21 protein-coding genes are annotated in these 21,419 nt (G+C 68.9%); 11 read left to right on the top strand and 10 right to left on the bottom strand.

Going from position 1 to position 21,419, the window contains the following annotated elements; translation table 11 throughout:
* Positions 1–143: 143 nt before the first annotated feature.
* The gene (locus ACQ7HM_RS09290; protein WP_434215976.1) at positions 144–1,421 is read left to right on the top strand and encodes a S8 family serine peptidase; all 1,278 of its coding nucleotides are present in this window, start codon (positions 144–146) and stop codon (positions 1,419–1,421) included.
* Positions 1,422–1,450: 29 nt separating this feature from the next.
* The gene (locus tag ACQ7HM_RS09285) at positions 1,451–1,684 is read left to right on the top strand and encodes a hypothetical protein (RefSeq protein WP_434215975.1); all 234 of its coding nucleotides are present in this window, start codon (positions 1,451–1,453) and stop codon (positions 1,682–1,684) included.
* On the opposite strand, the gene ACQ7HM_RS09280 is transcribed toward ACQ7HM_RS09285, so the two are convergent.
* Positions 1,605–2,600 carry a DMT family transporter gene (locus ACQ7HM_RS09280; protein ID WP_434215974.1) on the bottom strand — a complete coding sequence of 332 codons (996 nt, stop codon included), beginning with the start codon at positions 2,598–2,600 and terminating at the stop codon, positions 1,605–1,607. The genes ACQ7HM_RS09285 and ACQ7HM_RS09280 overlap by 80 nt on opposite strands.
* Between ACQ7HM_RS09280 and ACQ7HM_RS09275 the strand changes: the two genes are divergently transcribed.
* On the top strand, positions 2,599–4,008 hold the full coding sequence (locus ACQ7HM_RS09275; protein ID WP_434215973.1) for a PLP-dependent aminotransferase family protein: 1,410 nt from the start codon (positions 2,599–2,601) through the stop codon (positions 4,006–4,008). The genes ACQ7HM_RS09280 and ACQ7HM_RS09275 overlap by 2 nt on opposite strands.
* Positions 4,009–4,018: 10 nt before the next feature.
* Here the strand turns inward: ACQ7HM_RS09275 and ACQ7HM_RS09270 are convergent, their stop codons facing one another.
* The 9 genes from ACQ7HM_RS09270 to ACQ7HM_RS09230 all read right to left on the bottom strand — a co-directional run bounded on the left by ACQ7HM_RS09270 (position 4,019) and on the right by ACQ7HM_RS09230 (position 13,167).
* A complete protein-coding gene (locus tag ACQ7HM_RS09270; protein ID WP_434215972.1) occupies positions 4,019–4,306 on the bottom strand; it encodes a hypothetical protein in 288 nt (95 codons plus the stop codon).
* On the bottom strand, positions 4,303–5,694 hold the full coding sequence (locus tag ACQ7HM_RS09265) for an MFS transporter (RefSeq protein ID WP_434215971.1): 1,392 nt from the start codon (positions 5,692–5,694) through the stop codon (positions 4,303–4,305). Before ACQ7HM_RS09265 ends, ACQ7HM_RS09270 begins: the two co-directional genes overlap by 4 nt.
* Positions 5,695–5,720: 26 nt before the next feature.
* Positions 5,721–6,173, bottom strand: coding sequence for a VOC family protein (locus ACQ7HM_RS09260; protein WP_434215970.1), 453 nt, complete (start codon positions 6,171–6,173; stop codon positions 5,721–5,723).
* Positions 6,174–6,251: 78 nt separating this feature from the next.
* Positions 6,252–7,619: an aspartate aminotransferase family protein gene (locus ACQ7HM_RS09255; protein WP_434215969.1), complete on the bottom strand. Its 1,368-nt coding sequence runs from the start codon at positions 7,617–7,619 to the stop codon at positions 6,252–6,254.
* Positions 7,616–8,644, bottom strand: a complete 1,029-nt coding sequence (locus ACQ7HM_RS09250) for a TIGR03842 family LLM class F420-dependent oxidoreductase (protein ID WP_434215968.1) — start codon at positions 8,642–8,644, stop codon at positions 7,616–7,618. The genes ACQ7HM_RS09255 and ACQ7HM_RS09250 overlap by 4 nt, the downstream gene beginning before the upstream one ends.
* A gap of 24 nt (positions 8,645–8,668) precedes the next feature.
* Positions 8,669–10,090: a dihydropyrimidinase gene (gene hydA, locus ACQ7HM_RS09245; protein WP_434215967.1), complete on the bottom strand. Its 1,422-nt coding sequence runs from the start codon at positions 10,088–10,090 to the stop codon at positions 8,669–8,671.
* A gap of 33 nt (positions 10,091–10,123) precedes the next feature.
* On the bottom strand, positions 10,124–10,972 hold the full coding sequence (locus ACQ7HM_RS09240) for a nitrilase-related carbon-nitrogen hydrolase (RefSeq protein ID WP_434215966.1): 849 nt from the start codon (positions 10,970–10,972) through the stop codon (positions 10,124–10,126).
* A 75-nt stretch (positions 10,973–11,047) separates the two neighbouring features.
* On the bottom strand, positions 11,048–11,668 hold the full coding sequence (locus ACQ7HM_RS09235; protein WP_434215965.1) for a LysE family translocator: 621 nt from the start codon (positions 11,666–11,668) through the stop codon (positions 11,048–11,050).
* 44 nt (positions 11,669–11,712) lie between these two features.
* Positions 11,713–13,167: a glycosyltransferase 87 family protein gene (locus tag ACQ7HM_RS09230; protein ID WP_434215964.1), complete on the bottom strand. Its 1,455-nt coding sequence runs from the start codon at positions 13,165–13,167 to the stop codon at positions 11,713–11,715.
* Positions 13,168–13,252: 85 nt separating this feature from the next.
* Here ACQ7HM_RS09230 and ACQ7HM_RS09225 point away from each other — a divergent pair, with 85 nt between their 5' ends.
* The 8 genes from ACQ7HM_RS09225 to ACQ7HM_RS09190 all read left to right on the top strand — a co-directional run bounded on the left by ACQ7HM_RS09225 (position 13,253) and on the right by ACQ7HM_RS09190 (position 21,419).
* On the top strand, positions 13,253–14,269 hold the full coding sequence (locus ACQ7HM_RS09225) for a patatin-like phospholipase family protein (RefSeq protein WP_434215963.1): 1,017 nt from the start codon (positions 13,253–13,255) through the stop codon (positions 14,267–14,269).
* On the top strand, positions 14,266–14,847 hold the full coding sequence (locus ACQ7HM_RS09220; protein ID WP_434215962.1) for a GNAT family N-acetyltransferase: 582 nt from the start codon (positions 14,266–14,268) through the stop codon (positions 14,845–14,847). The genes ACQ7HM_RS09225 and ACQ7HM_RS09220 overlap by 4 nt, the downstream gene beginning before the upstream one ends.
* A 75-nt stretch (positions 14,848–14,922) precedes the next feature.
* Positions 14,923–16,134 (top strand): MFS transporter, encoded by a 1,212-nt coding sequence (locus ACQ7HM_RS09215; RefSeq protein WP_434215961.1) that lies wholly within the window; start codon positions 14,923–14,925, stop codon positions 16,132–16,134.
* 20 nt (positions 16,135–16,154) lie between these two features.
* On the top strand, positions 16,155–17,375 hold the full coding sequence (gene arcA, locus ACQ7HM_RS09210; RefSeq protein WP_434215960.1) for an arginine deiminase: 1,221 nt from the start codon (positions 16,155–16,157) through the stop codon (positions 17,373–17,375).
* Positions 17,376–17,394: 19 nt separating this feature from the next.
* Entirely contained in the window at positions 17,395–17,754 is a 360-nt protein-coding gene (locus ACQ7HM_RS09205; protein ID WP_434215959.1) for a GntR family transcriptional regulator, read from the top strand.
* 220 nt (positions 17,755–17,974) lie between these two features.
* Positions 17,975–19,603, top strand: coding sequence for a BCCT family transporter (locus ACQ7HM_RS09200; protein WP_434215958.1), 1,629 nt, complete (start codon positions 17,975–17,977; stop codon positions 19,601–19,603).
* A gap of 65 nt (positions 19,604–19,668) precedes the next feature.
* Positions 19,669–20,766, top strand: coding sequence for an ATP-binding cassette domain-containing protein (locus ACQ7HM_RS09195; protein WP_434215957.1), 1,098 nt, complete (start codon positions 19,669–19,671; stop codon positions 20,764–20,766).
* 5 nt (positions 20,767–20,771) lie between these two features.
* Positions 20,772–21,419, top strand: a complete 648-nt coding sequence (locus ACQ7HM_RS09190; RefSeq protein WP_434216395.1) for an ABC transporter permease — start codon at positions 20,772–20,774, stop codon at positions 21,417–21,419.

Genomic DNA, 21,419 nt, shown 5'->3' with positions numbered 1-21,419 from the left:
ACCGTGGAGAGGCCCGCGATGGGTGCCAACCTACTCGATCCTTCGACGCAGCTGCGTTGTCGGAGCGACACATTAGGGTATGTGCATCAGCTCATGACTTGCTGCGTGCGCGATGCGGCGCCGCCGATCGACAAGGGGAATCGATGATCGAGAACACAGCCACCGCCGGTGCAGGCGACACTGGGCGTCGGATCGTGGTCTTCGCCCCCGGCGACGGAAGTGACACCTACGCAACCACTTTGCGTTCGGTGGCCGGCTTCTCGGAGGTCGCCTCCACGCGCGACTTCGCCGGGCAGGTGCTCGACGTCGACCAGAGCCGCTCGGCGCAGGCCACGGTGTTCGCCGAACTCGGTGTCGCGATCGTCGACGCCGATGCCGATCAGCTGGCCGCGCTCGACGCCCAGTGCTCACCCGAGGGGTCCATCAGGTTCATCGAACCCGAACGCGTGCAACGGATCCGGACCGCGTCGCCGGACTACCTGCGCGGCTATCGTGACGGTGTCAGCGACCTCACCGACCGTCTCACCGGAGCGGGTGTCGCCACGACCGCACCGACCGGTCCGTTCGCCGACACCGACGAGTTCACGTGGGGACTGCAGGCCACGCGTGTGCCCGCGTCGACGGCGACCGGGGCCGGCATCAAGGTCGCGGTGCTCGACACCGGCGTCGACCTGACCCACCCCGACCTCGTGGGTCGGGCGATCACGGCGCAGTCGTTCGTGTCCGGAGAGCAGCCGCAGGACGGCCACGGGCACGGCACCCACTGCGTCGGGACGTCGTGCGGTCCGCAGCGCCCCACGACCGGACGTCGCTACGGCATCGCCTTCGAGGCGGAGATCTTCGTCGGCAAGGTGCTCTCGAACGACGGCGGCGGCCCCGACGCGGGGATCCTCGCGGGACTGAACTGGGCGCTGGCCAACGGCGTCCACGTGGTGTCGATGTCATTGGGAGCCGACGTGAACCAGGTGTCGCAGGCGTACGAGACCGTGGGCCGCCGCGCCCTGGCCGCAGGCACCCTCATCGTGGCCGCGGCGGGCAACAACGCGAACCGTCCCACCGACCCCGGGTTCGTCGGTGTCCCCGCGAACAGTCCGTCGATCATGGCGATCGCCGCGGTCGACACCGCACTCGCCGTCGCCCCGTTCTCGGCGCGCAGCAGTGCTGTCGACGGGGGTGGCGTCGACGTCGCGGCGCCCGGTGTCGACGTCTACTCGTCGTGGCCGGTGGCCGTGGATCCGCAGCGCTACAACACCATCAGCGGCACCAGCATGGCGACGCCGCACGTGGCGGGCCTCGCCGCGCTGTGGGCGCAGAGCACGGGGCGCCGCGGGCGCGACCTGTGGTCGACGCTCACCCAGCAGACGGTCCGGCTCGACGCCGCCGCGTCGGATGTGGGCGCGGGACTGGTCCTGGCCCCCTAGACCCGGACGAATTCCGTAGGATCTCGCCCATGCCCGAGGTCACCATCACCGTCGACGACGACCACCTCGCCTCCATCGACGAGGTGGTCGCCGCGGTGCGCGCCAGCGGGGTCCAGGTGACGCAGGTACACGCGGCCATCGGCATCATCTCCGGGACGATGGCGCCCGACGTCCGCCACGCACTCACCGCGATACGGGGAGTGGGCGCGATCGAGGAATCGCCGCAGTTCGGTGTGGCGCCGCCGGATTCACCGATCCAGTAGCCCGGGCGCGACTGCGTACCGCGCCGCGCGCACATCCGATGATCACGGCGCCGCCGACGATCATCGCCGCCGTCACGGGTTCGCCGAGCAGCGCCGCCGACCACACCAGGCTCAGGATCGGTTGGACCAACTGCACCTGACTGACCGCGGTCATCGGTCCCAACGCCAGCCCGCGGTACCAGGCGAAGAACCCGAGAAACATGCTCACGACACCGAGGTAGGCGAACGCCGACCACTGGCCGGCGGTGGCGTGGGGAGGGTCCAGGACCCATTCGATCGCCGTGGCGGTGACCATCACGGGCAGTGCCGCGACCAGCGCCCAGCTGATGGTCTGCCAGGCGCCGATCTCGCGGGCCATCAGACCACCCTCGGCGTACCCGATCGCGGCGAGGACGACCGCACCCAACAGGTAGAGGTCGCCGATCGTCGGCGCCGACAGCGCACCGTGCGCGGCGAGCGAGTACGCGACGACCGCGACCGCACCGACCGCGCTGAACGTCCAGAATCGACGCCCCGGCCGCTCGCCGGTGCGGATCACGACGACCGACGCGGTGACCGCGGGCAACAGCCCGATGATGACCGCACTGTGGCCCGCGGTGGTCGTCTGCAGCGCCAGCGATGTCAGGACCGGGAAGCCGGCGACGATGCCGACGGCGATCACGACCAACCGTGCCCACTGGGCGCGGCGGGGGGCGCGGCTCCGGGTGACGAACAGGGCGATGGCGGCCAGCACGCCGGCGACGACCGCACGGGCGGTGCCGACGAACAGTGGGTGCAGGCCTTCGACCGCGATGCGGGTGAAGGGGACGGTGAACGAGAACGCCAGCACACCGAGGAAACCGAAGGCGATGCCCGAGGAGCGCAACGGCGATAGCGGCGAGGCCGGACTCGCGATAGCGCTATTATCTGTACTCATGGAAGACGATAGCAGTGCGCGGATCGTGCGTCACCTCCGTGGTGTGGTCGCCGAGTCGGGGCCCGGCGGGCGGCTGCCGTCGACGCGGATGTTGGCCCGGAGGTTCGGTGCCGGACCGGTCACCGTGCAGAAGGCCATCGGTCACCTGGTGGCCGAGGGGTCCGTCGAGACCCGCCCTGGGGCAGGGAATTTCGTCACCCGCCCCCCGGTTGCTCGGCGGACCCTCGACGTCGACTGGCAGACGACGGCACTCGGTCCCGAACGCAGCGGTCCCTCGCCGATCGGCTCGACGCTGCGCGGCATCGACCCGGACACGATCGCCATGCACGGGGGATACCCGTCGATCGACCTGATGCCGATGCGGGACGTGCGGTCGGCCTTGACGCGGGCGGCGCGGTCGGACGAGGCCTTCGACCGACCGTCGGTCACCGGGGTGGCCGACCTGCGGGCGTGGTTCGTGCGGGAGTTGTCCGCCGACGGTGTGTCCGGCGGGGGCCGGGGCCTGCCGTGGCGTGATTCCGACGCCGTCATCACCTCCGGCGGGCAGAGCGCGTTGTCGGCGGTGTTCCGGGCGCTCGCCGGTCCGGGGGAGGCCATCGTGATGGAGTCGCCCACCTACTGGGGTGCGATCGCCGCGGCACGGCAGGCGGGTCTGGTGATCGTGCCGGTGGCGCGGACCACCCGCGCGCCGTCGGCCGACGACCTCGACGAGGCCATGCGGTCCTCGGGTGCGCGCCTGTTCTACGCGCAACCCAACTTCGCGAATCCGACCGGCGCGCTGTGGACCCCCGACGAACGACGGGCGGTCCTCGACGTCGTCGCCGACCGGCGCGGGTTCCTCGTCGAGGACGACTGGGCCCACGATTTCGCCATCGACGCCCCGGTGGCGCCGGTGGCCGCCGATGACACCGACGGTCACGTCGTCTACATCCGGTCGCTCACCAAGTCGGCGTCGCTGGCGCTGCGGGTCGCGGCGGTGATCGCCCGCGGCCCGGCTCGTGCGCGGATCTCCAACGCCCTCGCCGTCAGCGACCTCTACGTGTCACCGATCCTGCAGCGCGCCGCGCTCGACGTGGTGACGCGGCCGGCGTGGCGTACCCACTGCACCCGACTGCGACGGGAACTCACCGAGCGGCGCGATCGATTGGTCGCCGCGGTCGGTGATCACGCACCGCATCTGGAGATCACCCACATCCCACGCGGGGGACTGAACCTGTGGTTGCGGCTGCCCGAGGATGTCGACGCGGAGGTCTTCGCCGCACGCAGTCTCGCTGCGGGTGTGTCGATCTCACCGGGGGCCGAGTGGTTCCCGGCGGCGGTCGCGGGGCCCTACATCCGGTTGAACTACGGAAGCGCCGATCCGACGCGGCATGTCGAGGCCGCCCGGATCCTCGAGTCGCTGCTGTGAATCGTGGTCGTCAGCGGTCCAGCAGTGCACTGCCCGTGCCGGTGAGCGCGATCATGAAGAAGGCCAGCAGCAGCCAACTCGCCCCCTGCCATACCTGCCACTTCCCGCCCGCGCGATAGCAGGTGTACGTGCGGCGCAGGGCGCCGACGCCGCCGGCCAGAATGATCAGCGGGAACACCACGATCATCACCGTCGGCACCTGGTCGTAGAGCAGCGCGGCGACGCCGATGAACGCGAGCGCGACCACCAGCACCGCCAGCACGTAGACGCCCGCGGAGCGGATGGTGGTGGTGTTCACGGGGTGGTGCCTCCAGGGGTGGGGGATGCGATGGTCGCGTCGGCGGACAGTCCGGTGCTGCGGTGCCCGAGGACGGCGACGTTGATCATCAGCGCCACCATCGCCGCGGCCACCAGCGTGAACACGGCCCCCGATCCGTTCGCGTCGAGGAACGGCAGGAGGATGAACGGCAGCACACCGGTGGTCAGTTTCGACAGCGAGTACGCGGCTCCGGCCGCGGTGCCCCGGATGGCTGTGGGGTACGAATCGGCCAGATACACATGGTAGGCGTTCGAGAAGAGGTTGCTGGCCATCGTGTACAGCACCCCGGAGACGACGATGGCCCACGCCGCGCCGGCGACACCGAACCAGATGCCGAACGCCGCCATCAGTCCCGCCGAGCCGATCACGAGCCACTTGCGTTCGACGCGCTCGACGATCGGGATCGCCAGGACGGACCCCAACGGGTAGCCGAGATATGTCGCGGCCACGAAACCGAGCGAGGTGACCAGGTCGAATCCCTTGTCGAGCAGCACGATCGGGGCCAGCGTCCCGAACCCGTAGTAGCCGAACACCTCGAGGATCGACAAGATCCACAGCATCGTGGTGCGTCGCTGCAGCGGTGGACGGAACAGTGCGGCGGGGGACACCTTCTGCATCGGCGCGACCCGCAGGTGTGGGTCGGGGTCGGCGAGGGTGTGCCCGGCGTCGATGGCCTGCTGCTCGAACCGTCGACAGATCTCGTCGGCCTCGGCGTGCCTGCCCTGCGTCTCGAGCCATCGCGGCGACTCGGGTAGGCCGCGCCGGACCAGCCACACCGCGAACGACCCGAACGCGCCGAGGACGAACAGCCACCGCCACCCGTCGATCCCGAACGGGTCCATGGGCACGAGCCACCGGGCGAGCAGGCCGACGGTCGGTACGCCGAAGAACGCGATCGTGTACGCCCACGAGATGAACTTGCCGCGGACGTTCTTGGGCAGCAGGTCCGAGAGGTACGAGTCGGCGAGCGCGAACTCGGCACCGATGCCGATGCCGGCGATGAACCGGGTGATCACCAGGAACGTCGCGTTCGGGCTGAACGCGCCGAGCAGGGAGAACAGCGAGTACACCGCGAGGTTGATCATGAACGCGCGGCGCCGCCCGACACGGTCGGCGTAGCGGCCCATCACCGCGGCACCGAGGAACTGCCCGAGGAAGGCCGAGCCGAGCAGCAGGTTCAGCTCGGTGCGGCTGAGGTCGAGTTCGGTCTTGAGCACCGACGAGATCGTCGCCGCGAGGAAGTTCTCGTAGAGATCGAAGAACAACCCGAGGCCGATGACGCCGGTGGCGAACCAGTGGGCACGGACGATCGGCAGGCGGTCGAGTCGGGCGGCGACACTGACGGAGGGGGTCTGCAGGTCGGTCACTTTCCCAGACTAAACACCCACTCGGGTCACACGGCGGCGACGGCCGCCTCGAGGTCGGCGACGACGATGCGGGTCATCGACATCATCGCGCCCATCGCCGCGCGCGCCCGGGCCGGGTCGGGATCGGCGAGCAGTTCGGGGAGGCGGGCGGGCACGATCTGCCAGCTGAGTCCGAAGCGGTCCTTGAGCCACCCGCACTGCGACTGCTCGCCGCCGTCGAGCAGCGCGTCGTAGTACCGGTCGGCCTCGGCCTGATCGGCGCAGTCGATGGTGAATGACACCGCCTCGGTGAACGGGAACATCGGGCCGGCGTTCATCGCGAGGAAGCGCTGGCCGTGGAGCTCGAAGCTCGCGGTGGTGACGGCGTCACCGGCCTTGCCGAGGTGGTGGACGGTCATGTCGTCGAACACGCTGCGATAGAACTCGAGGGCGTCTTCGAGGTCGTCGTCGAACCAGAGTGACGGGGTGATGGCGGCCATGGTGGTGCTCCTGTCGAGATCGGGTCGGGTGCTTCTCCCCGGTACCGACTCGCCCGACCCGCCGAACTCATCGCCGGGCTAGACCACGTGACGATCGGCGAGGTCGAGGACCTCGTCGAGAACTCCCATCGCGTGGGTGAGGTCGTCGTCGGAGGTGACCAGCGGCGGCGCGAGGTGGATGCGGTTGAAGTGGGTGAACGGCCACACCCCGCGGTCCTTGAACGCGCCGACGAGTTCGGTCATCGGCGCCGCGGCCGCACCGGAGGCGTTGAACGGCACCAGGCCCTCGCGGGTCGCGGGATCGCGGACGAGTTCGATCGCCCAGAAGAAGCCCATCCCGCGGATCTCACCCACCGACGGATGGTTGTCGGCGATCTTCTCCAGCGTCGGGCGGATGAGGTCCTCACCGGTCGCGCGCACACGGTCGATGACACCGTCGGCCTCGAACGCCCGGATCGACGCCACACCCGCGGCGCAGGCCAGCGGATGCCCGCTGTAGGTCAGGCCGCCGGGGTAGGGGGTGTCGGCGAAGTGGTCGGCGATGCGCGACCCGATGACGACACCACCGAGCGGCACGTACCCCGAGTTGACGCCCTTGGCGAAGGTGATGAGGTCAGGGGTGACGTCGAAGGCGTTGACGCCGAACCACTCCCCGAGGCGACCGAAGCCGACCATCACCTCGTCGGCGATGTAGACGATGCCGTATTCGTCGCAGAGCGCGCGGACGCCTGCGAGGTACCCCGGCGGCGGGACGATGACGCCGTTGGTGCCGATGACGGTCTCGATGATGATGGCGGCGATGGTCGCCGGGCCCTGCAGTTCGACCACCTGTCGCAGATGGTTCAGGGCCGCGACGCCTTCGGCCTCGATGGAGTCGGTGTTCCACGGTGATCGAAACGGGTACGGGCCGAAGAACCGGGCGACGTCGTTGCCGGTGGGTTCGGCGCGCCAGCGGCGGGGGTCGCCGGTCAGTCCGATGGTGGTCCCCGATGCCCCGTGGTAGCTGCGGTACATGGCGAGCACGGTCGAGCGACCGGTCGCGACCCGTGCCATGCGGATGGCGTGTTCGTTGGCCTCGGCACCGGCGTTGGTGAAGAACACCTTGTTCAGGTCGCCCGGCGCGCGTTCGGCGATGAGTCGGGCGAGTTCTCCGCGCTTGTCGTTGGCAAACGACGGCGCGATGGTCGGCAGGATGCGGGCCTGCTCGCAGATCGCGTCCACGATCGCAGGGTGCCCGTGGCCCGCGTTGGCGTTGACGAGCTGCGAACCGAGATCGAGGTAGCGGTTGCCGTCGTAGTCCCAGAACCACGAGCCCTGCGCGCCGGCGATCGGCAGCGGGTCGATGTGCGCCTGGGCCGACCACGAGTGGAAGACGTGCGCGCGATCGTCGGCGCGGACCTGCGCGCCGGCCGCTGCGTCGGGAGTGAATGCGTGAGCGTCGGTCATGCGCTCATTGTGCCTCGCGTGAGCGACGGCATGACATGCGCGCCGTACGCCTCGAGCGTCGCGGCGTTGGCGTCGTGCTGCAGGTAGACGGCGAACTGGTCGACGCCGAGCTCGCGGAGTTCGGCGAGGCGGTCGACGTGGGTCGCCGGCGGACCGATGATGCAGAACCGGTCGACGATGTCGTCGGGCACGAAGGTGGTGTGGGAGTTCCCGGCGCGTCCGTGCTCGGTGTAGTCGTAGCCGGTCCGCCCGGCGATGTAGGCGGTCAGGGTCTCGGGGACCTCCGACGTCGCGCCGTAGCGGGCGACGATGTCGGCGACGTGGTTGCCGACCATCCCGCCGAACCACCGGCACTGCTCGCGGGCGTGGGCCAGCGCGCCGGGCGAGTCGTCGGTGGTGACGTAGGCCGGTGCCGCGACGCAGAACCGGATCGCGGCGGGGTCGCGCCCGGCGCGTTCGGCGGCGGCCCGCACCTGCCCGATCATCCACACCGCGATGTCGTGGTCGCCGAGCTGCAGGATGTAGCCGTCGGCGACCTCGCCGGTCAGCGCCAGCGCCTTCGGGCCGTAGGCCGCGACCCACACCTCGAGAGTGGAGCCGTGACTCCACGGCAGCCGCAGGGTGGTCCCGTCGATGTCGACCTCGCCGGAGTTGCCCAGGGCACCGATCACCCGGATCGACTCGCGCAGGGTGGCCAACGTGCTGGGCCGACCGTCGAGGGTGCGGACCGCGGAGTCGCCCCGCCCGATCCCGCAGATCGTGCGGTTGCCGTACATCTCGTTGAGCGTCGCGAACGTCGATGCCGTGACCGTCGGTTCGCGGGTCGCGGGGTTGGTCACCATCGGCCCGACGACCACCCGCTCCGTGGCGGCGAGGATCGCCGAGTGGATGACGTACGGCTCCTGCCACAGCAGATGCGAGTCGAACGTCCAGACGTGACTGAACCCGAGTTGTTCGGCACGCACCGCGAGGTCGATCACCTCCGACGCGGGCGGATTGCACTGCAGCACGACACCGAGATCCATGGCCTGCCTCCGTTTGTCGGGCCGTCAGATGAGGTTCTGCGACAGACCGCGTTTGACGAACGAACCGTGGCCCGGAGCGCCGTGGTAGACGCCATCGTCGATGATGACCCGGCCGCGTGAGAGGACGGTGTCGACGTGGCCGTCGATCTCGAAGCCCTCGTAGGCCGAGTAGTCCATGTTCATGTGGTGGGTCTTCTCGACCCCGATGCTGGTGTGTCCGTTCGGGTCGTAGATCACGATGTCAGCGTCTGCGCCGGGGGAGATGATCCCCTTGCGCGGGTACATCCCGAACATGCGCGCCGGTGTCGTGGCGCAGACGTCCACCCATCGTTCGAGCGAGATCTTGCCGTCTTTGACGCCCTGGAACATGAGGTCGATGCGGTGTTCGACCGATCCGATCCCGTTGGGGATCTTCGAGAAATCCCCGACCCCCATGTCCTTCTGGTCCTTCATGCAGAACGGGCAGTGGTCGGTGGCGACGGTGGTGACGTCGCCCGTGCGGATGTAGCGCCACAGCTCGTCCTGGTGACCCTCTGCGCGGGGGCGCAACGGGGTCGAACACACCCACTTCGCGCCCTCGAAACCCGGTGCGCCCAACTGTTCTTCGAGGGACAGGTAGAGGTACTGCGGGCAGGTCTCGGCGAACACGTTCTGCCCGGCGCCACGGGCGGTGGCGATCTGTTCGAGCGCCTGTCTCGCCGAGACGTGCACGACGTAGAGCGGTGCGCCGGTGAGATGGGCCAACATGATCGCTCGGTGGGTCGCCTCCTCCTCCATCTGCCAGGCCCGCGACGTGCCGTGGAAGTAGGGCGCGGTGTCGCCGCGTGCGAGGGCCTGCTCCACGAGGACGTCGATGGCGATGCCGTTCTCGGCGTGCATCATCATCAGCGCGCCGAGGTCGGCGGCGGACTGCATCGCCCGCAGGATCTGCCCGTCGTCGGAGTAGAAGACACCCGGGTAGGCCATGAACAACTTGAAACTCGTCACGCCCTCGGCGACGAGTTCGCCCATCGCGCTCAAAGATTCGGCGTCGACACCGCCCATGATCTGGTGGAACCCGTAGTCGACGGCGCAGGTGCCCGCAGCCTTCTCGTGCCAGGTCGCAAGGGTGTCCTGCAGAGCCATCCCCGGGTTCTGGACGGCGAAATCGACGATGGTGGTGGTGCCGCCCCACGCCGCGGCCCGGGTGCCCGTCTCGAAGGTGTCGCTGGCCTGCGTCCCACCGAACGGCATCTCCATGTGGGTGTGGGCGTCGACGCCGCCGGGGATCACGTAGCGGCCGGTGGCGTCGATGGCGGTGTCGGCGGTGTTCGCGAGGTCGGCACCGAGTGCGGTGGACCCCGGTGCCAGCAGCGCGACGATTGTCTCGCCGTCGACGAGGACGTCGAGTTCCTGTGCGCCGGTGGACGACACCACGGTTCCGCCGTGGATGAACGTGGTCGACATGGTGGCGTCCCTTCGATCGTGGCCGTGCGGGCGTCAGGGTGCGGTGAGCGGTCCGTAGGCGTCGGGACGCCGGTCACGATAGAACGCCCACCGGTTGCGGACGGTCTCGATGAGGCCGAGATCGAGGTCGCGGACGATGAGCTCGGGCTCGGAGTCGGAACCGACCTCGCCGACGAACTTCCCCTCGGGGTCGACGAAATAGCTGGTGCCGTAGAAGTCGTTGTCGCCGTACTCGTCCTCGATTCCGACCCGGTTGATCGCTGCCACGAAGTACTCGTTGGCCACCGCCGACGCGGGCTGCTCGAGCTTCCAGAGATAACTGGAGAGGCCGCGGCTCGTCGCCGAGGGGTTGTAGACGATCTGTGCGCCGGCCAGCCCCAGGGCGCGCCACCCCTCGGGGAAGTGCCTGTCGTAACAGATGTAGACACCCACCTTGCCGACGGCGGTGTCGAAGACGGGCCAGCCGAGATTGCCGGGGCGGAAGTAGAACTTCTCCCAGAACCCGGGCAGCTGCGGGATGTGGTGCTTGCGGTACTTCCCGAGCAGGGTCCCGTCGGCGTCGATGACCACCGCGGTGTTGTAGAGGAAGCCGCCCTGCTCGCGCTCGTAGATCGGCACCACCATCACCATCGACAGCTCGCGCGCCAGTGCGCGGAAGGTGTCGGTGGTCGGACCGGGGATCTCCTCGGCGAACGAGTAGTACTTCTGTTCCTGCACCTGGCAGAAGTACGGGGCGTTGAACACCTCCTGGAACCCGATGATCTGCGCTCCCTGCAGCGCCGCCTCGCGGGCGTAGTCGACATGCGCCGCGATCATCGTGTCGCGGTCACCGGTCCATCGGGTCTGCACAATGGCGGCCCGAACGGTCTCGTTCTCGCTCATCACGTGATTCTGCGCTCCGCCGGGTTTCCCCGGCATTGCATTGGGGTAAAACGATCGCGCCAGGAGGCCGCGCGACTACTCCGTCGCGAGACGGACGCCGAAGGCGATGAGCGCCGCCCCGGTGACCCCGTCCATGATCCGCCGGATCCGGGTGCGGGTGAACAGCTCTCGTGCCCGGTTGACGCCGTACACGATCCCCGCGAGATAGGCGGTGCCGATGAGCGGGAACGTCACCGCATAGACGCCGATCGCCGTGATCGTGGGGTCGGCTCCGAGGAACTGGGGGAGGACGGCGAGGTAGAAGGCGATGACCTTCGGATTGCAGATGTTCGAGATGAACCCCTGCCGCAGTCCCGCGATCGCGGGAGACGATCCGCCCGCGGCGACGGTGTCGTCGGAGTAGACGCCCCTGCGCGCACTGCGCAGGGCCTGCACCGCGAGGAACAGCAGGTAGGCCGCGCCGACGTACTTGATCGTGAGGAACAGCGGTTCGACGGTGACGATGAGGACGCCGAGTCCCGCCGCGGCGGCGAAGCTCTGCACGAAGCTCGCCGTGCTGATCCCGACCAGACACCACCCGCCGCGTCGCCGGCCACCCTGCAGCGTGTTCTTGATGGCGACGGCGGTATCCGGTCCGGGCAGCAGCGTGAGCAGCGCGACGAGAGCGAGGAAGGCCCCGTACGACGTCCAGTCCATGGCCGCCACGATAGGTCTCCGCCACCGCCGCGGCCAACCGGGATTCACGAACGGATGTCGGCCCTGCCCATCCGAAGCGAACGACGGCCCAGTCGACGGGAACGACGGCCCAGTCGACGCGAACGACGGCCCAGTCGACGGATGTGGGCGACGGTGGTCGCGGCCAGGGTCAGTACGGCCATCGCCATGACGCCGGCGTAGATCTGCAGTGACGTGTCGCCCTGGCCGGAGGTGTAACCGTCACCGCCCCCGCGGGATCCGCTCATGTCGCCGGGTGGGCGGCCCCCTCCAGTTCCACCGCCCGGGCCTGCGCCCGCGCCACCGCCGGGACGCGGACCGCCGCCGGCGAAGCCCCCGCCACCGGGTCGACCACCGGCACCGCCGCCGGCCTGATCACCGGTCAGGGAGTCGAAATACCCTCCGAACGAGGCGATCTGGACGAGGACGGGGATGATCCAGTACCGCATGGGGAGGTAGAACGCGACGACGACGGTCAGTACCTCGGCCAGGAAGAAATACCGTTCGTGCATGGCGGGCAGGAAGAACGGCACCACCACCGCGCTCGTCGCGACAGCCAGGAGGATCGCGGTGTCGTCGAGTACCGGCCTGTGGCGCAGGGCGTACAGCAGCGCGGCCACGGTGAGCACGCAGACCACACCGATACCCGTGTACGCGATCCAGGTGACGTTGCCGCTCAACGAGATCCACTGGTACAGATTCGGCGCGCCGAGTGTCAGCTGCTTGTAGGAACCGGTCTGGCTCACGTACACACCCAGGACGTCGCCGATCGGGGCGCCCACCAGCAGTGGCGGGATGTCGAGCAGAAGCATCACCGCGGGGATCGCGAGCAGCGACCGCCACGGGATGTGACGCCGCAGCACCAGGAACGCGACCACCGGGACGAGGAAGATCGCCTGCAGCTTGAACGACAGCGCGAGACCGATGAACACGCACGCCCACCACGGCCGACGACGCAGGAGGAAGTAGACGCCGCCGACGGCGAACGCGGAGTAGATGCCGTCGGCCTGCCCCCAGTACGAGCTGTTGGCGACCACCGTCGGCAGAAAGAGGATCAGCGCGAACACCAGGGCCCGCGGCCAGAACGAGGGATGTCGCAGCCCCACGATCCGATACGCGAAGGACGCGAGCACGAAGTCGAACGCGATCGAGATGCCCTTGATGCCGACCAGTGCCGGGATGTGCAGGTAGGTGAGGATCGCGATCAGATACAGGTACGGGTAGTTGTAATCGGCGAAGGACTCCTTGAACGCCGCGAACCCGCCGTTGTCGGCGATGTGGGTGTACCAGCGGTCGAGGAACGCGGTGAAGTCGAGACTGCGGTGGTCGAGGAACGCGAGCCGCAGGCCCATCGCGGCGACGGCGATCACCGCGAGCACGCCCCAGCGAACGACTCTCGAACCCGCACGTCGGGGTGTGTCGGTCGTCGACACCGCGGTCGCGAGGGGCGACGCGGTCGGTGTGGCGGCAGGGCTCGTCATGCGACCAGGTTGGCGGACGAGTCTGGGAGGTCGGTGTGGCGTGCCCGGCAGTTCCCTGACGACGTGCGGCTCGTACTCTGGCGTCGTGACCAGAACAACCGTCGCTGTTGCATTGGGGAGTGGCGGAGCCAGGGGCTATGCCCACATCGGGGTGCTGCAGGTCCTCGCCGAACACGACTACGAGATCGTGGCGATCGCCGGCTCGTCGATGGGGGCGCTCATCGCCGGACTGCACGCGGCGGGCCGCCTCGACCAGTACACATCGTGGGTGCAGGGCCTCAACCAGCTCGACGTGATGCGGTTGATGGACGTGTCCCTCTCGGCGCCGGGCGTCATCCACGCGGCGAAGATCCTCGACAAGGTCCGCGAGATCCTCGGCGAGGTCCAGATCGAGGACCTGCCGATCCCGTTCACCGCGGTCGCCACCGATCTCACCTCCGGGCGACCGAAATGGTTCCAGAAGGGCCCGGTCGACACCGCGATCCGTGCCTCGATCGCGATCCCGGGCGTCATCACGCCGTATGTCCACAACGGTCGCGTCCTCGTCGACGGCGGCATCCTCGACCCGGTGCCGATCGCGCCGCTCGCCGCGGCCGGTGCGGATCTGATCATCGGCGTCGATCTCGGTGCCGACACCGGCGGCATCGACTCCGAGGTCGGCGAGACCCCGACACAGGTGGTGCCGGGCGCGATCGAGGCGATCCGGCAGGCCGCCTCACCGATCCTCGATCGCGATTTCGTGCGTTCCATCGTCGACCGGTTCGCCGGTGACCCCGGCGCCAACGACGCCGACACCGTCGACGCCGAGGCCGACTCGTCGGCCCGTCGCCACCCCGAGACCGAGTCGCGCGTGATCACCAGCCCCACCGACGATTCCGCCGTCCGCAAGCTCAGCCGCTTCACGGTGATGGACCGATCGCTCGACATCATGCAGGAGGCGCTCGCGCGTTATCAGCTCGCCGCGTTCCCGCCCGACCTGCTCATCGAGGTGCCGCGCACCGCCATCCGCAGCCTCGACTTCCACCGGGCGGGCGAGATGATCGATCTCGGTCGCACCCTGACCGAACGCGCCCTCGACGACCTGCAGACCCGCCGCTGGTGACTCCGGTGGAGGTGTCGTCGCGGTCGTCGTTCACCTTCCGCCCGGTCACCCGGGCGGACTTCCCGCTCGTCGCGCGGTGGCTCGCCACACCCGACGTCGCGCGGTGGTGGAACCAGGACCACGATCCCGCGTCACTCGAGAAGCAGTTCGGGCCGGTGATCGACGGCGAGACCCCGGCCGAGGATCTCGTCGTCGAGGGCGACGGCGAACCGATCGGACTCCTCCAGCGCTGTCGGATCGCCGACTTCCCCGACTATGTCGACGAACTCGAACCCGTCATCGGACCGGTCGGCCCCACGACGTTCACGATCGACTACCTGATCGGGGTCCCCGGTCTGCTCGGCCGGGGGATAGGTCCCGCGGTCATCGCCGCGGCGTGCGCCGACACCTTCGCGCGGAATCCCGATGCCGACCGGATCCTCGTGCCGGTGGTCGCCGCGAACCGGCGCTCCTGGCGGGCACTCGACAAGGCCGGGTTCCGCATCGTCGCGAGCGGGGAGATGACCCCGGACAACCCGATCGACGACCGCCGCCACCACGTCCTGGCGCTCGACCGTCCGGCGGTGGGGGCGCGCTGATCGCGGCGGTTTGTCGCGACGACGTGCGGCGGTGGACGATGGGGTCATGATCACGGTGTCGGACGCGGGGCGTCGGTGAAGCAGATCCCCCGTGGCATCTGGGTCCTCCTCGCGGCGAACGTGGTCATCGCCCTCGGCTACGGACTCATCGCGCCCGCACTGCCGACCTTCGCGCGCAGCTTCGACGTCTCGGTGGCCGCGGCGACGGTGATCGTCTCGGCGTTCGCGATGATGCGACTCCTGTTCGCCCCGGCCAGCGGCAAGTTGGTGTCGTGGCTGGGGGAGCGCCGCATCTACCTCACGGGCCTGCTCATCGTCGCGGCGTCGACCCTCGCGTGCGCCTTCGCCCAGACCTACTGGCAGCTGCTGGTGTTCCGCGGCCTCGGCGGTATCGGGTCGACGATGTTCAGCGTCTCGGCACTCGCCCTGCTCATCCGTCTCTCACCGCCCGACATCCGCGGACGCGTCTCCGGGTTCTTCAGCGGCGGTTTCCTGCTCGGCAACATCACCGGCCCACTGATCGGCGCCGGGCTGGTGAGCTACGGGTTGCGGCTGCCGTTCGTGGTGTACGCGATCGCACTGCTGATCGCCTCGGCGGTCGTGGCCACCGCCCTGCGCGACGTGGGGGGCCGACCGGTCGCGGGCACCGGCCCCGTCATCGATCCGATGAGTGTGCGGGAGGCCCTGCGCGACAGGACCTATCGCGCCATCCTCGCCTCCAGCTTCACCCAGGGGTTCGCCAGTCAGGGCGTGCGGGTCGCGCTGGTGCCGCTCTACATCGTCTACGGACTCGACGAGTCGAGCGCGTGGTCGGGGGTGGTGCTCGCGATCTACGCCGCGGGCAACGTCGCGTCGATCCTGCTCGCCGGCCGGCTCTCCGACCGCTACGGCCGTAAACCGATCATGCTGCCGGGCCTCGCGCTGATGTCGGGGGCGACCCTCGTCCTCGGGTTCAGCGGATCGCTGTGGGTCGCGGGTGTGCTGAGTTTCGTCGCGGGCACCGGCTCGGGCCTGTTCGCCCCCACGCACCAGGCCGCGCTGGCCGACCTGCTCGCCGCGCGCGGGCAGGGTGGCACCGCGCTCGCCGCCTTCCAGATGATCAGCGACGTCGGCGCCGTCAGCGGACCGATCCTGGCCGGGCTGATGGTCGACCACGCCGGCGGCTACGGGCCCGCGTTCGCGCTCACCGGCGCGGTGCCGTTGGTGGCCCTGGCGCTGTGGTCGTTCGCGCGCGAGACCGCGCCCGTCCGCGTGGGTGTCACCGCGTCCGAGGCGCACTCGCCCTGAACGAGCACTACCGTGATGCCATGGACAATGCGCTGGGGTCCGATTCGGAGGTGGGCAGGCTCCGGACGGTGATGCTGCACCGCCCCGGTGACGAACTGCGCCGCCTCACCCCGCGCAACAGCGACCAACTGCTGTTCGACGGGTTGCCGTGGGTCGACCGGGCACAGGAGGAGCACGACGGTTTCGCCGAGGTGCTCCGGGAGCGCGGCGTCGAGGTGTTGCTGCTCGGAGACTTGCTGGTGGAGACGATCGAGCGCAGCGGCGCCGCCCGGATGCAGGGGATCGCCGCCGCGGTCAGCGCGCGCAGACTCGGACACCATCTGGCCCAGGAACTCACCGGGCACCTGCGAACGCTGGCGCCGGGCGAGCTGGCGTCGGTGCTGACCGCCGGCATGACGTTCGACGAACTGCCCGAGAGTCCCGCCGCGGCCCGGTCGTCGTTGGTGCGCCGGATGCACCACGGCGTCGAATTCGCGATCGACCCGCTGCCCAATCTGCTGTTCACCCGCGACAGTTCGTTCTGGATCGGCGCGCGGTTCGCCATCACCAGCCTCGCGTTGCCCGCCCGCAGCCGCGAGACCTCGCTGACCGATCTCATCTACGCCCACCACCCCCGCTTCCGAGGAGCCCGTCGCGCGTACGAATCACACAGCGCGCCGGTCGAGGGTGGCGACGTGCTGCTGCTCGCTCCCGGGGTGGTGGCCGTGGGCGTGGGGGAGCGCACCACGCCCGCCGGTGCGGAGGCGTTGGCGCGCAGCCTCTTCGACGACGAGCTCGCGCACACGGTGCTCGCGGTGCCGATCGAGCAGCGCCGCGCGTCGATGCACCTCGACACCGTCTGCACCATGGTCGACGTCGATGCGGTGGTGATGTACCCGGCGATCCAGGACACGTTGTCGGCGTTCACCATCCGGCGTACCGGCGGCCGCGGTGAGCACCCCAGCGTCACCGGACCCGCGCCGTTCGTCACCGCCGCGGCCGAGGCGATGGGTATCGAGAAGCTGCGCGTGATCGACACCGGACTCGACGCGGTCACCGCCGAACGCGAGCAGTGGGACGACGGCAACAACACCCTCGCACTCGCGCCGGGTGTCGTCGTCGCCTACGACCGCAACGTCGAGACCAACAGGCGCCTGCGCGATTCCGGCATCGAGGTGCTCACCATCAGCGGCAGCGAGCTCGGTTCGGGGCGTGGCGGTCCGCGCTGCATGTCGTGTCCGGTCGCCCGGGATCCGTTGTGACCGGGAGGGAAACGGTCCGATGAGGATCACCATCGACCCGGAATCCGCGGTCCCACCGTTCGAACAGGTGCGGATGCGGATCATCGAGATGATCGGTTCCGGCGATCTGCTGGTCGGCACCCGCCTGCCGACGGTGCGCGCCCTGGCCGAACAGTTGTCGATCGCGCCCAACACCGTCGCGAGGGCCTACCGCGAGCTCGAGACGGCCGGGGTCATCGAGACGCGCGGCCGTAAGGGATCCTTCATCCGAGCCCGATCGGACTCCGCGACGCAGCGTGCCCAACGTCTCACCGTCACCCACGTCGCGGAACTGCGCGCGCTCGGTGTCGACGACACCACGATCGCATCGATGCTGCGCACAGCGCTGACCACCGACTGAGCCGGTCGATCTCACGTACCCGATGGTGACCGGGCCGACCCCGGTGTTACGGGTGGGTGTCCATTTCTGCAGTTCGTTTGTTTGATCAGCCGTCGTGCTGCAACAGTGAGACATGGCTGTTTCGACCGGTATGCACTCTCCCGACGCCCACGGTGACGTCACATCGACGGCGACCCACCCCGAATCGACGCCCGATCCACACGCGGGTGACGGCGGGCGGATGAGGGTCGATGTCGTGGTCTTCGGCGTGACCGCAGCGCTGGTCGTGGCGTTCCTGGAGTGGGGCATCGTCGACAAGACGAGCCTCAAGGACGTCACCCGCACCATCCTCGACTGGATCACCGACAACCTCGGCTGGATGTTCATCCTCTCCGCGACCGGTTTCGTGCTGTTCGCGATCTTCCTGGCGGTCAGCAAGTACGGCAAGATCCCGCTCGGTCGCGATGGTGAGAAACCCGAGTTCCGCACCGTCAGCTGGATCGCCATGATGTTCAGCGCCGGCATGGGCATCGGGCTGATGTTCTACGGCGCCTACGAGCCGCTCACCCACTTCAGCACCGCGCCCCCCGGGACCGAGGGCCAGAACGTGGGTGTCGCCATGGCGACCACCATGTTCCACTGGGGTTTCCACCCCTGGGCGATGTACGCCGTCGTCGGCCTCGCGATCGCCTACAGCACCTATCGATGTGGTCGCGGTCAGCTCATGAGCGCGGTGTTCGCGCCGCTGCTCGGCCATCGCGCGAACGGGTGGGGCGGCAAGGTCATCGACATCCTCGCGATCTTCGCGACCCTGTTCGGCACCGTCGCCTCGCTGGGTCTGGGTGCCGCGCAGATCGGTTCGGGCTTCGAGGAGCTCAACTGGGCGGGCGAGAGCGGAAAGCTGTTGCTGGTCGGCATCATCGCGGTGCTGACCGCGGCGTTTGTGGCCTCCGCGGTGTCCGGCGTAGCCAAGGGCATCCAGTGGCTGTCGAACATCAACATGGTGCTCGCGATCGTGTTGGCGCTGTTCATCTTCGTCGTCGGCCCCACCGTGTTCATCCTCAACGTCATCCCCACCTCGCTGGGCAGCTACGCCCGCGAGATCACCGCTGACGCCGCGCGGACCAGCGCGAACACCGACGCGACCGGCCAGCAGTGGCTGTCGGACTGGACCATCTTCTACTGGGCCTGGTGGGTCTCCTGGACGCCGTTCGTCGGCATGTTCCTGGCCAAGATCAGCCGCGGTCGCACCATCCGTCAGTTCGTGGTCGGTGTGATGGTCGTGCCGTCGACGGTGTCGCTGGTGTGGTTCGCCATCTTCGGTGGCACCGCGATCAGTCAGCAGATGAACGGAAAGGGGCTGGCGGACAGCCCGAACGAGGAGTCGCAGCTGTTCGACATGCTCGGCAACCTGCCGTGGGCGGGTATCGCCTCGGTCCTCGTGATGGTCCTCGTCGCGATCTTCTTCGTCTCGGGCGCCGACTCGGCCTCGCTGGTGATGGCGACGCTGTCCGAACGCGGACGCGCCGAACCCTCCAAGGGGGTGACCATCTTCTGGGGTGTGCTCACCGGCGCCGTTGCGGCGCTGCTGCTCTGGGTGAGCGGCGACGACGCGCTGCAGGGAATCAAGACGATGGCCATCATCGCCGCCCTGCCGTTCGTGATCGTGATGATCGTGATGTGTGTGTCGCTGTACAAGGATCTGCGGCGCGATCCGCTGATCCTCGCCGAGAAGTACCGCAGCGACGGACTCGAGGACAAGCTGCGCGTCCACGCCAACACGATCGCCGCCACCGACGACACCAACGACGTGTTGCCGTCGGACGATCTGCCGGTCGACACCTCGCTCGTGCACGAACCGAAGGGCTGACGTTATACGGTCGCCTGAGGCGCGTTCGGTGATCAGCCGGGCACTGAGAGCTGTGAGGGACGACCATGATCGAGTTCGAGCGGGTCTCGAAGACGTATCCGGACGGGACGGTCGCGGTCGACGGCCTCGATCTGACGGCCCCCAACGGTGAGATCACGGTGCTCGTGGGGCCGTCGGGATGCGGCAAGACCACGACGATGCGGATGGTCAACCGGCTGATCGATCCGACGGAGGGCCGCATCACCCTCGACGGCACCGACACGGCGTCCATCGACGCCGTCACGCTGCGTCGCCGGATCGGCTACGTCATCCAGAACGCCGGGCTGTTCCCGCACCGCACGGTGGTCGACAACGTCGCCGCCCTCCCGCGACTGCTGGGCGGCGGCAAGAAGCAGACCCGCGCCGCGGCGATGGAACTGCTCGAACGCGTCGGCCTCGACGCGACGTTCGCCAAGCGCTACCCGTGGCAGCTCTCCGGTGGACAGCAGCAGCGCGTCGGCGTGGCCCGCGCACTCGCGACCGACCCGCCTTTCCTGCTGATGGACGAGCCGTTCAGCGCCGTCGACCCGATCGTGCGCGCACAGCTGCAGGACGAGTTCCTGCGCCTGCAGGCCGACATCTCCAAGACGATCATCCTCGTCACCCACGACATCGACGAGGCCCTCAAACTCGGCGATCACGTCGCGGTGCTGCGACAGGGCGGGCGACTCGCCCAGGTCGCGACGCCCGCCGAGCTGCTCGAGGCCCCGGCCGACGAGTTCGTCGCCGACTTCGTCGGCAGCACACGGGGTTACCGCTCACTGGGCTTCCGGTTCGGCGACGACGAGCTCGTCCCGCGCACCGAGCCGACGGTCACCGTCGACCAACCGATCGGGGGTGTCGAGGGCCGCTGGGTGCTGGCCGTCGACAGCGACAACCGCCCGATCGGGTGGGTCGAGGCGCCCGCGGTCGGGACCCGCGCCGTCGAGGCGCACGACATCAACCTGGCAGGCACGGTCGCGCGCGCCGACAGTCCGCTGCGCGAACTGCTCAACTCGGCGCTGTCGAGTCCCGCGGGCCGGTGCGTGATCGTCGACGACGACGGGGTCCTGGTCGGCGCGGTGACCGACACCGAGGTGTTGGCGGCGATCCGCCGGGCCCGTGCGAGCGAGGGTGCGGCGTGAGCAAGATCCTCGACTGGGTCGGCGACAACTACGGGCTGGTGTGGTCGTTGACGGTCAGCCACATCTGGCTGACGTTGGTCCCCACCGTGATCGGTCTCGTCATCGCGCTGCCGTTGGGCTGGTGGGCCTATCGCTCGCGTCGCAGCTACACCCCCATCGTCGGTGTCGCGGGCCTGTTCTACACCATCCCGTCGCTCGCGTTGTTCATCTTCCTGCCGCCGGTCATCGGCACGAAGATCCTCGATCCCATCAACATCGTTCTGGCACTGACGATCTACACCGTGGCGTTGCTGGTGCGCGTCGTCGCCGACGGATTGGCGTCGGTGCCCGTGGAGACCGTTCTCGCCGCGCGCGCCATGGGATACCGGACATGGCAGATCCTGTTCCTGGTGGAGTTGCCGGTGGCGGTGCCGGTCATCAGCGCCGGATTGCGCGTCGCGGTCGTCTCGAACGTGTCGATCGTGACCCTCGCCGCGCTGCTCGGCATCTCCCAACTCGGGTCGTTGTTCACCCAGGGGCTGCAGCTGCAGCTCTACGGCCCGCTGGTGTCGGGTGTGGTGATGTGCGTGGTGCTCGCGGTGATCTTCGATGTCGCGATCCAGGTCGCGAACCGCCTCGCCACCCCCTGGCGTGAACGGGTCGTGACCTCGTGA

This window comes from Williamsia sp. MIQD14 (assembly GCF_051025635.1).
Taxonomy (GTDB): Bacteria; Actinomycetota; Actinomycetes; order Mycobacteriales; family Mycobacteriaceae; genus Williamsia_A.
Note: the sequence above shows the minus strand (reverse complement) of the source record. Positions and strands in the feature narration are given on the sequence as shown.

Coding starts and splice junctions, on each gene's coding strand:
- ACQ7HM_RS09290 (WP_434215976.1), top strand. CDS start 144: ATGATCGAGAACACAGCCACCGCCGGTGCAGGCGACACTGGGCGTCGG.
- ACQ7HM_RS09285 (WP_434215975.1), top strand. CDS start 1,451: ATGCCCGAGGTCACCATCACCGTCGACGACGACCACCTCGCCTCCATC.
- ACQ7HM_RS09275 (WP_434215973.1), top strand. CDS start 2,599: ATGGAAGACGATAGCAGTGCGCGGATCGTGCGTCACCTCCGTGGTGTG.
- ACQ7HM_RS09280 (WP_434215974.1), bottom strand. CDS start 2,600: ATGAGTACAGATAATAGCGCTATCGCGAGTCCGGCCTCGCCGCTATCG.
- ACQ7HM_RS09260 (WP_434215970.1), bottom strand. CDS start 6,173: ATGGCCGCCATCACCCCGTCACTCTGGTTCGACGACGACCTCGAAGAC.
- ACQ7HM_RS09255 (WP_434215969.1), bottom strand. CDS start 7,619: ATGACCGACGCTCACGCATTCACTCCCGACGCAGCGGCCGGCGCGCAG.
- ACQ7HM_RS09250 (WP_434215968.1), bottom strand. CDS start 8,644: ATGGATCTCGGTGTCGTGCTGCAGTGCAATCCGCCCGCGTCGGAGGTG.
- hydA (WP_434215967.1), bottom strand. CDS start 10,090: ATGTCGACCACGTTCATCCACGGCGGAACCGTGGTGTCGTCCACCGGC.
- ACQ7HM_RS09240 (WP_434215966.1), bottom strand. CDS start 10,972: ATGAGCGAGAACGAGACCGTTCGGGCCGCCATTGTGCAGACCCGATGG.
- ACQ7HM_RS09235 (WP_434215965.1), bottom strand. CDS start 11,668: ATGGACTGGACGTCGTACGGGGCCTTCCTCGCTCTCGTCGCGCTGCTC.
- ACQ7HM_RS09230 (WP_434215964.1), bottom strand. CDS start 13,167: ATGACGAGCCCTGCCGCCACACCGACCGCGTCGCCCCTCGCGACCGCG.
- arcA (WP_434215960.1), top strand. CDS start 16,155: ATGGACAATGCGCTGGGGTCCGATTCGGAGGTGGGCAGGCTCCGGACG.
- ACQ7HM_RS09205 (WP_434215959.1), top strand. CDS start 17,395: ATGAGGATCACCATCGACCCGGAATCCGCGGTCCCACCGTTCGAACAG.
- ACQ7HM_RS09200 (WP_434215958.1), top strand. CDS start 17,975: ATGAGGGTCGATGTCGTGGTCTTCGGCGTGACCGCAGCGCTGGTCGTG.
- ACQ7HM_RS09195 (WP_434215957.1), top strand. CDS start 19,669: ATGATCGAGTTCGAGCGGGTCTCGAAGACGTATCCGGACGGGACGGTC.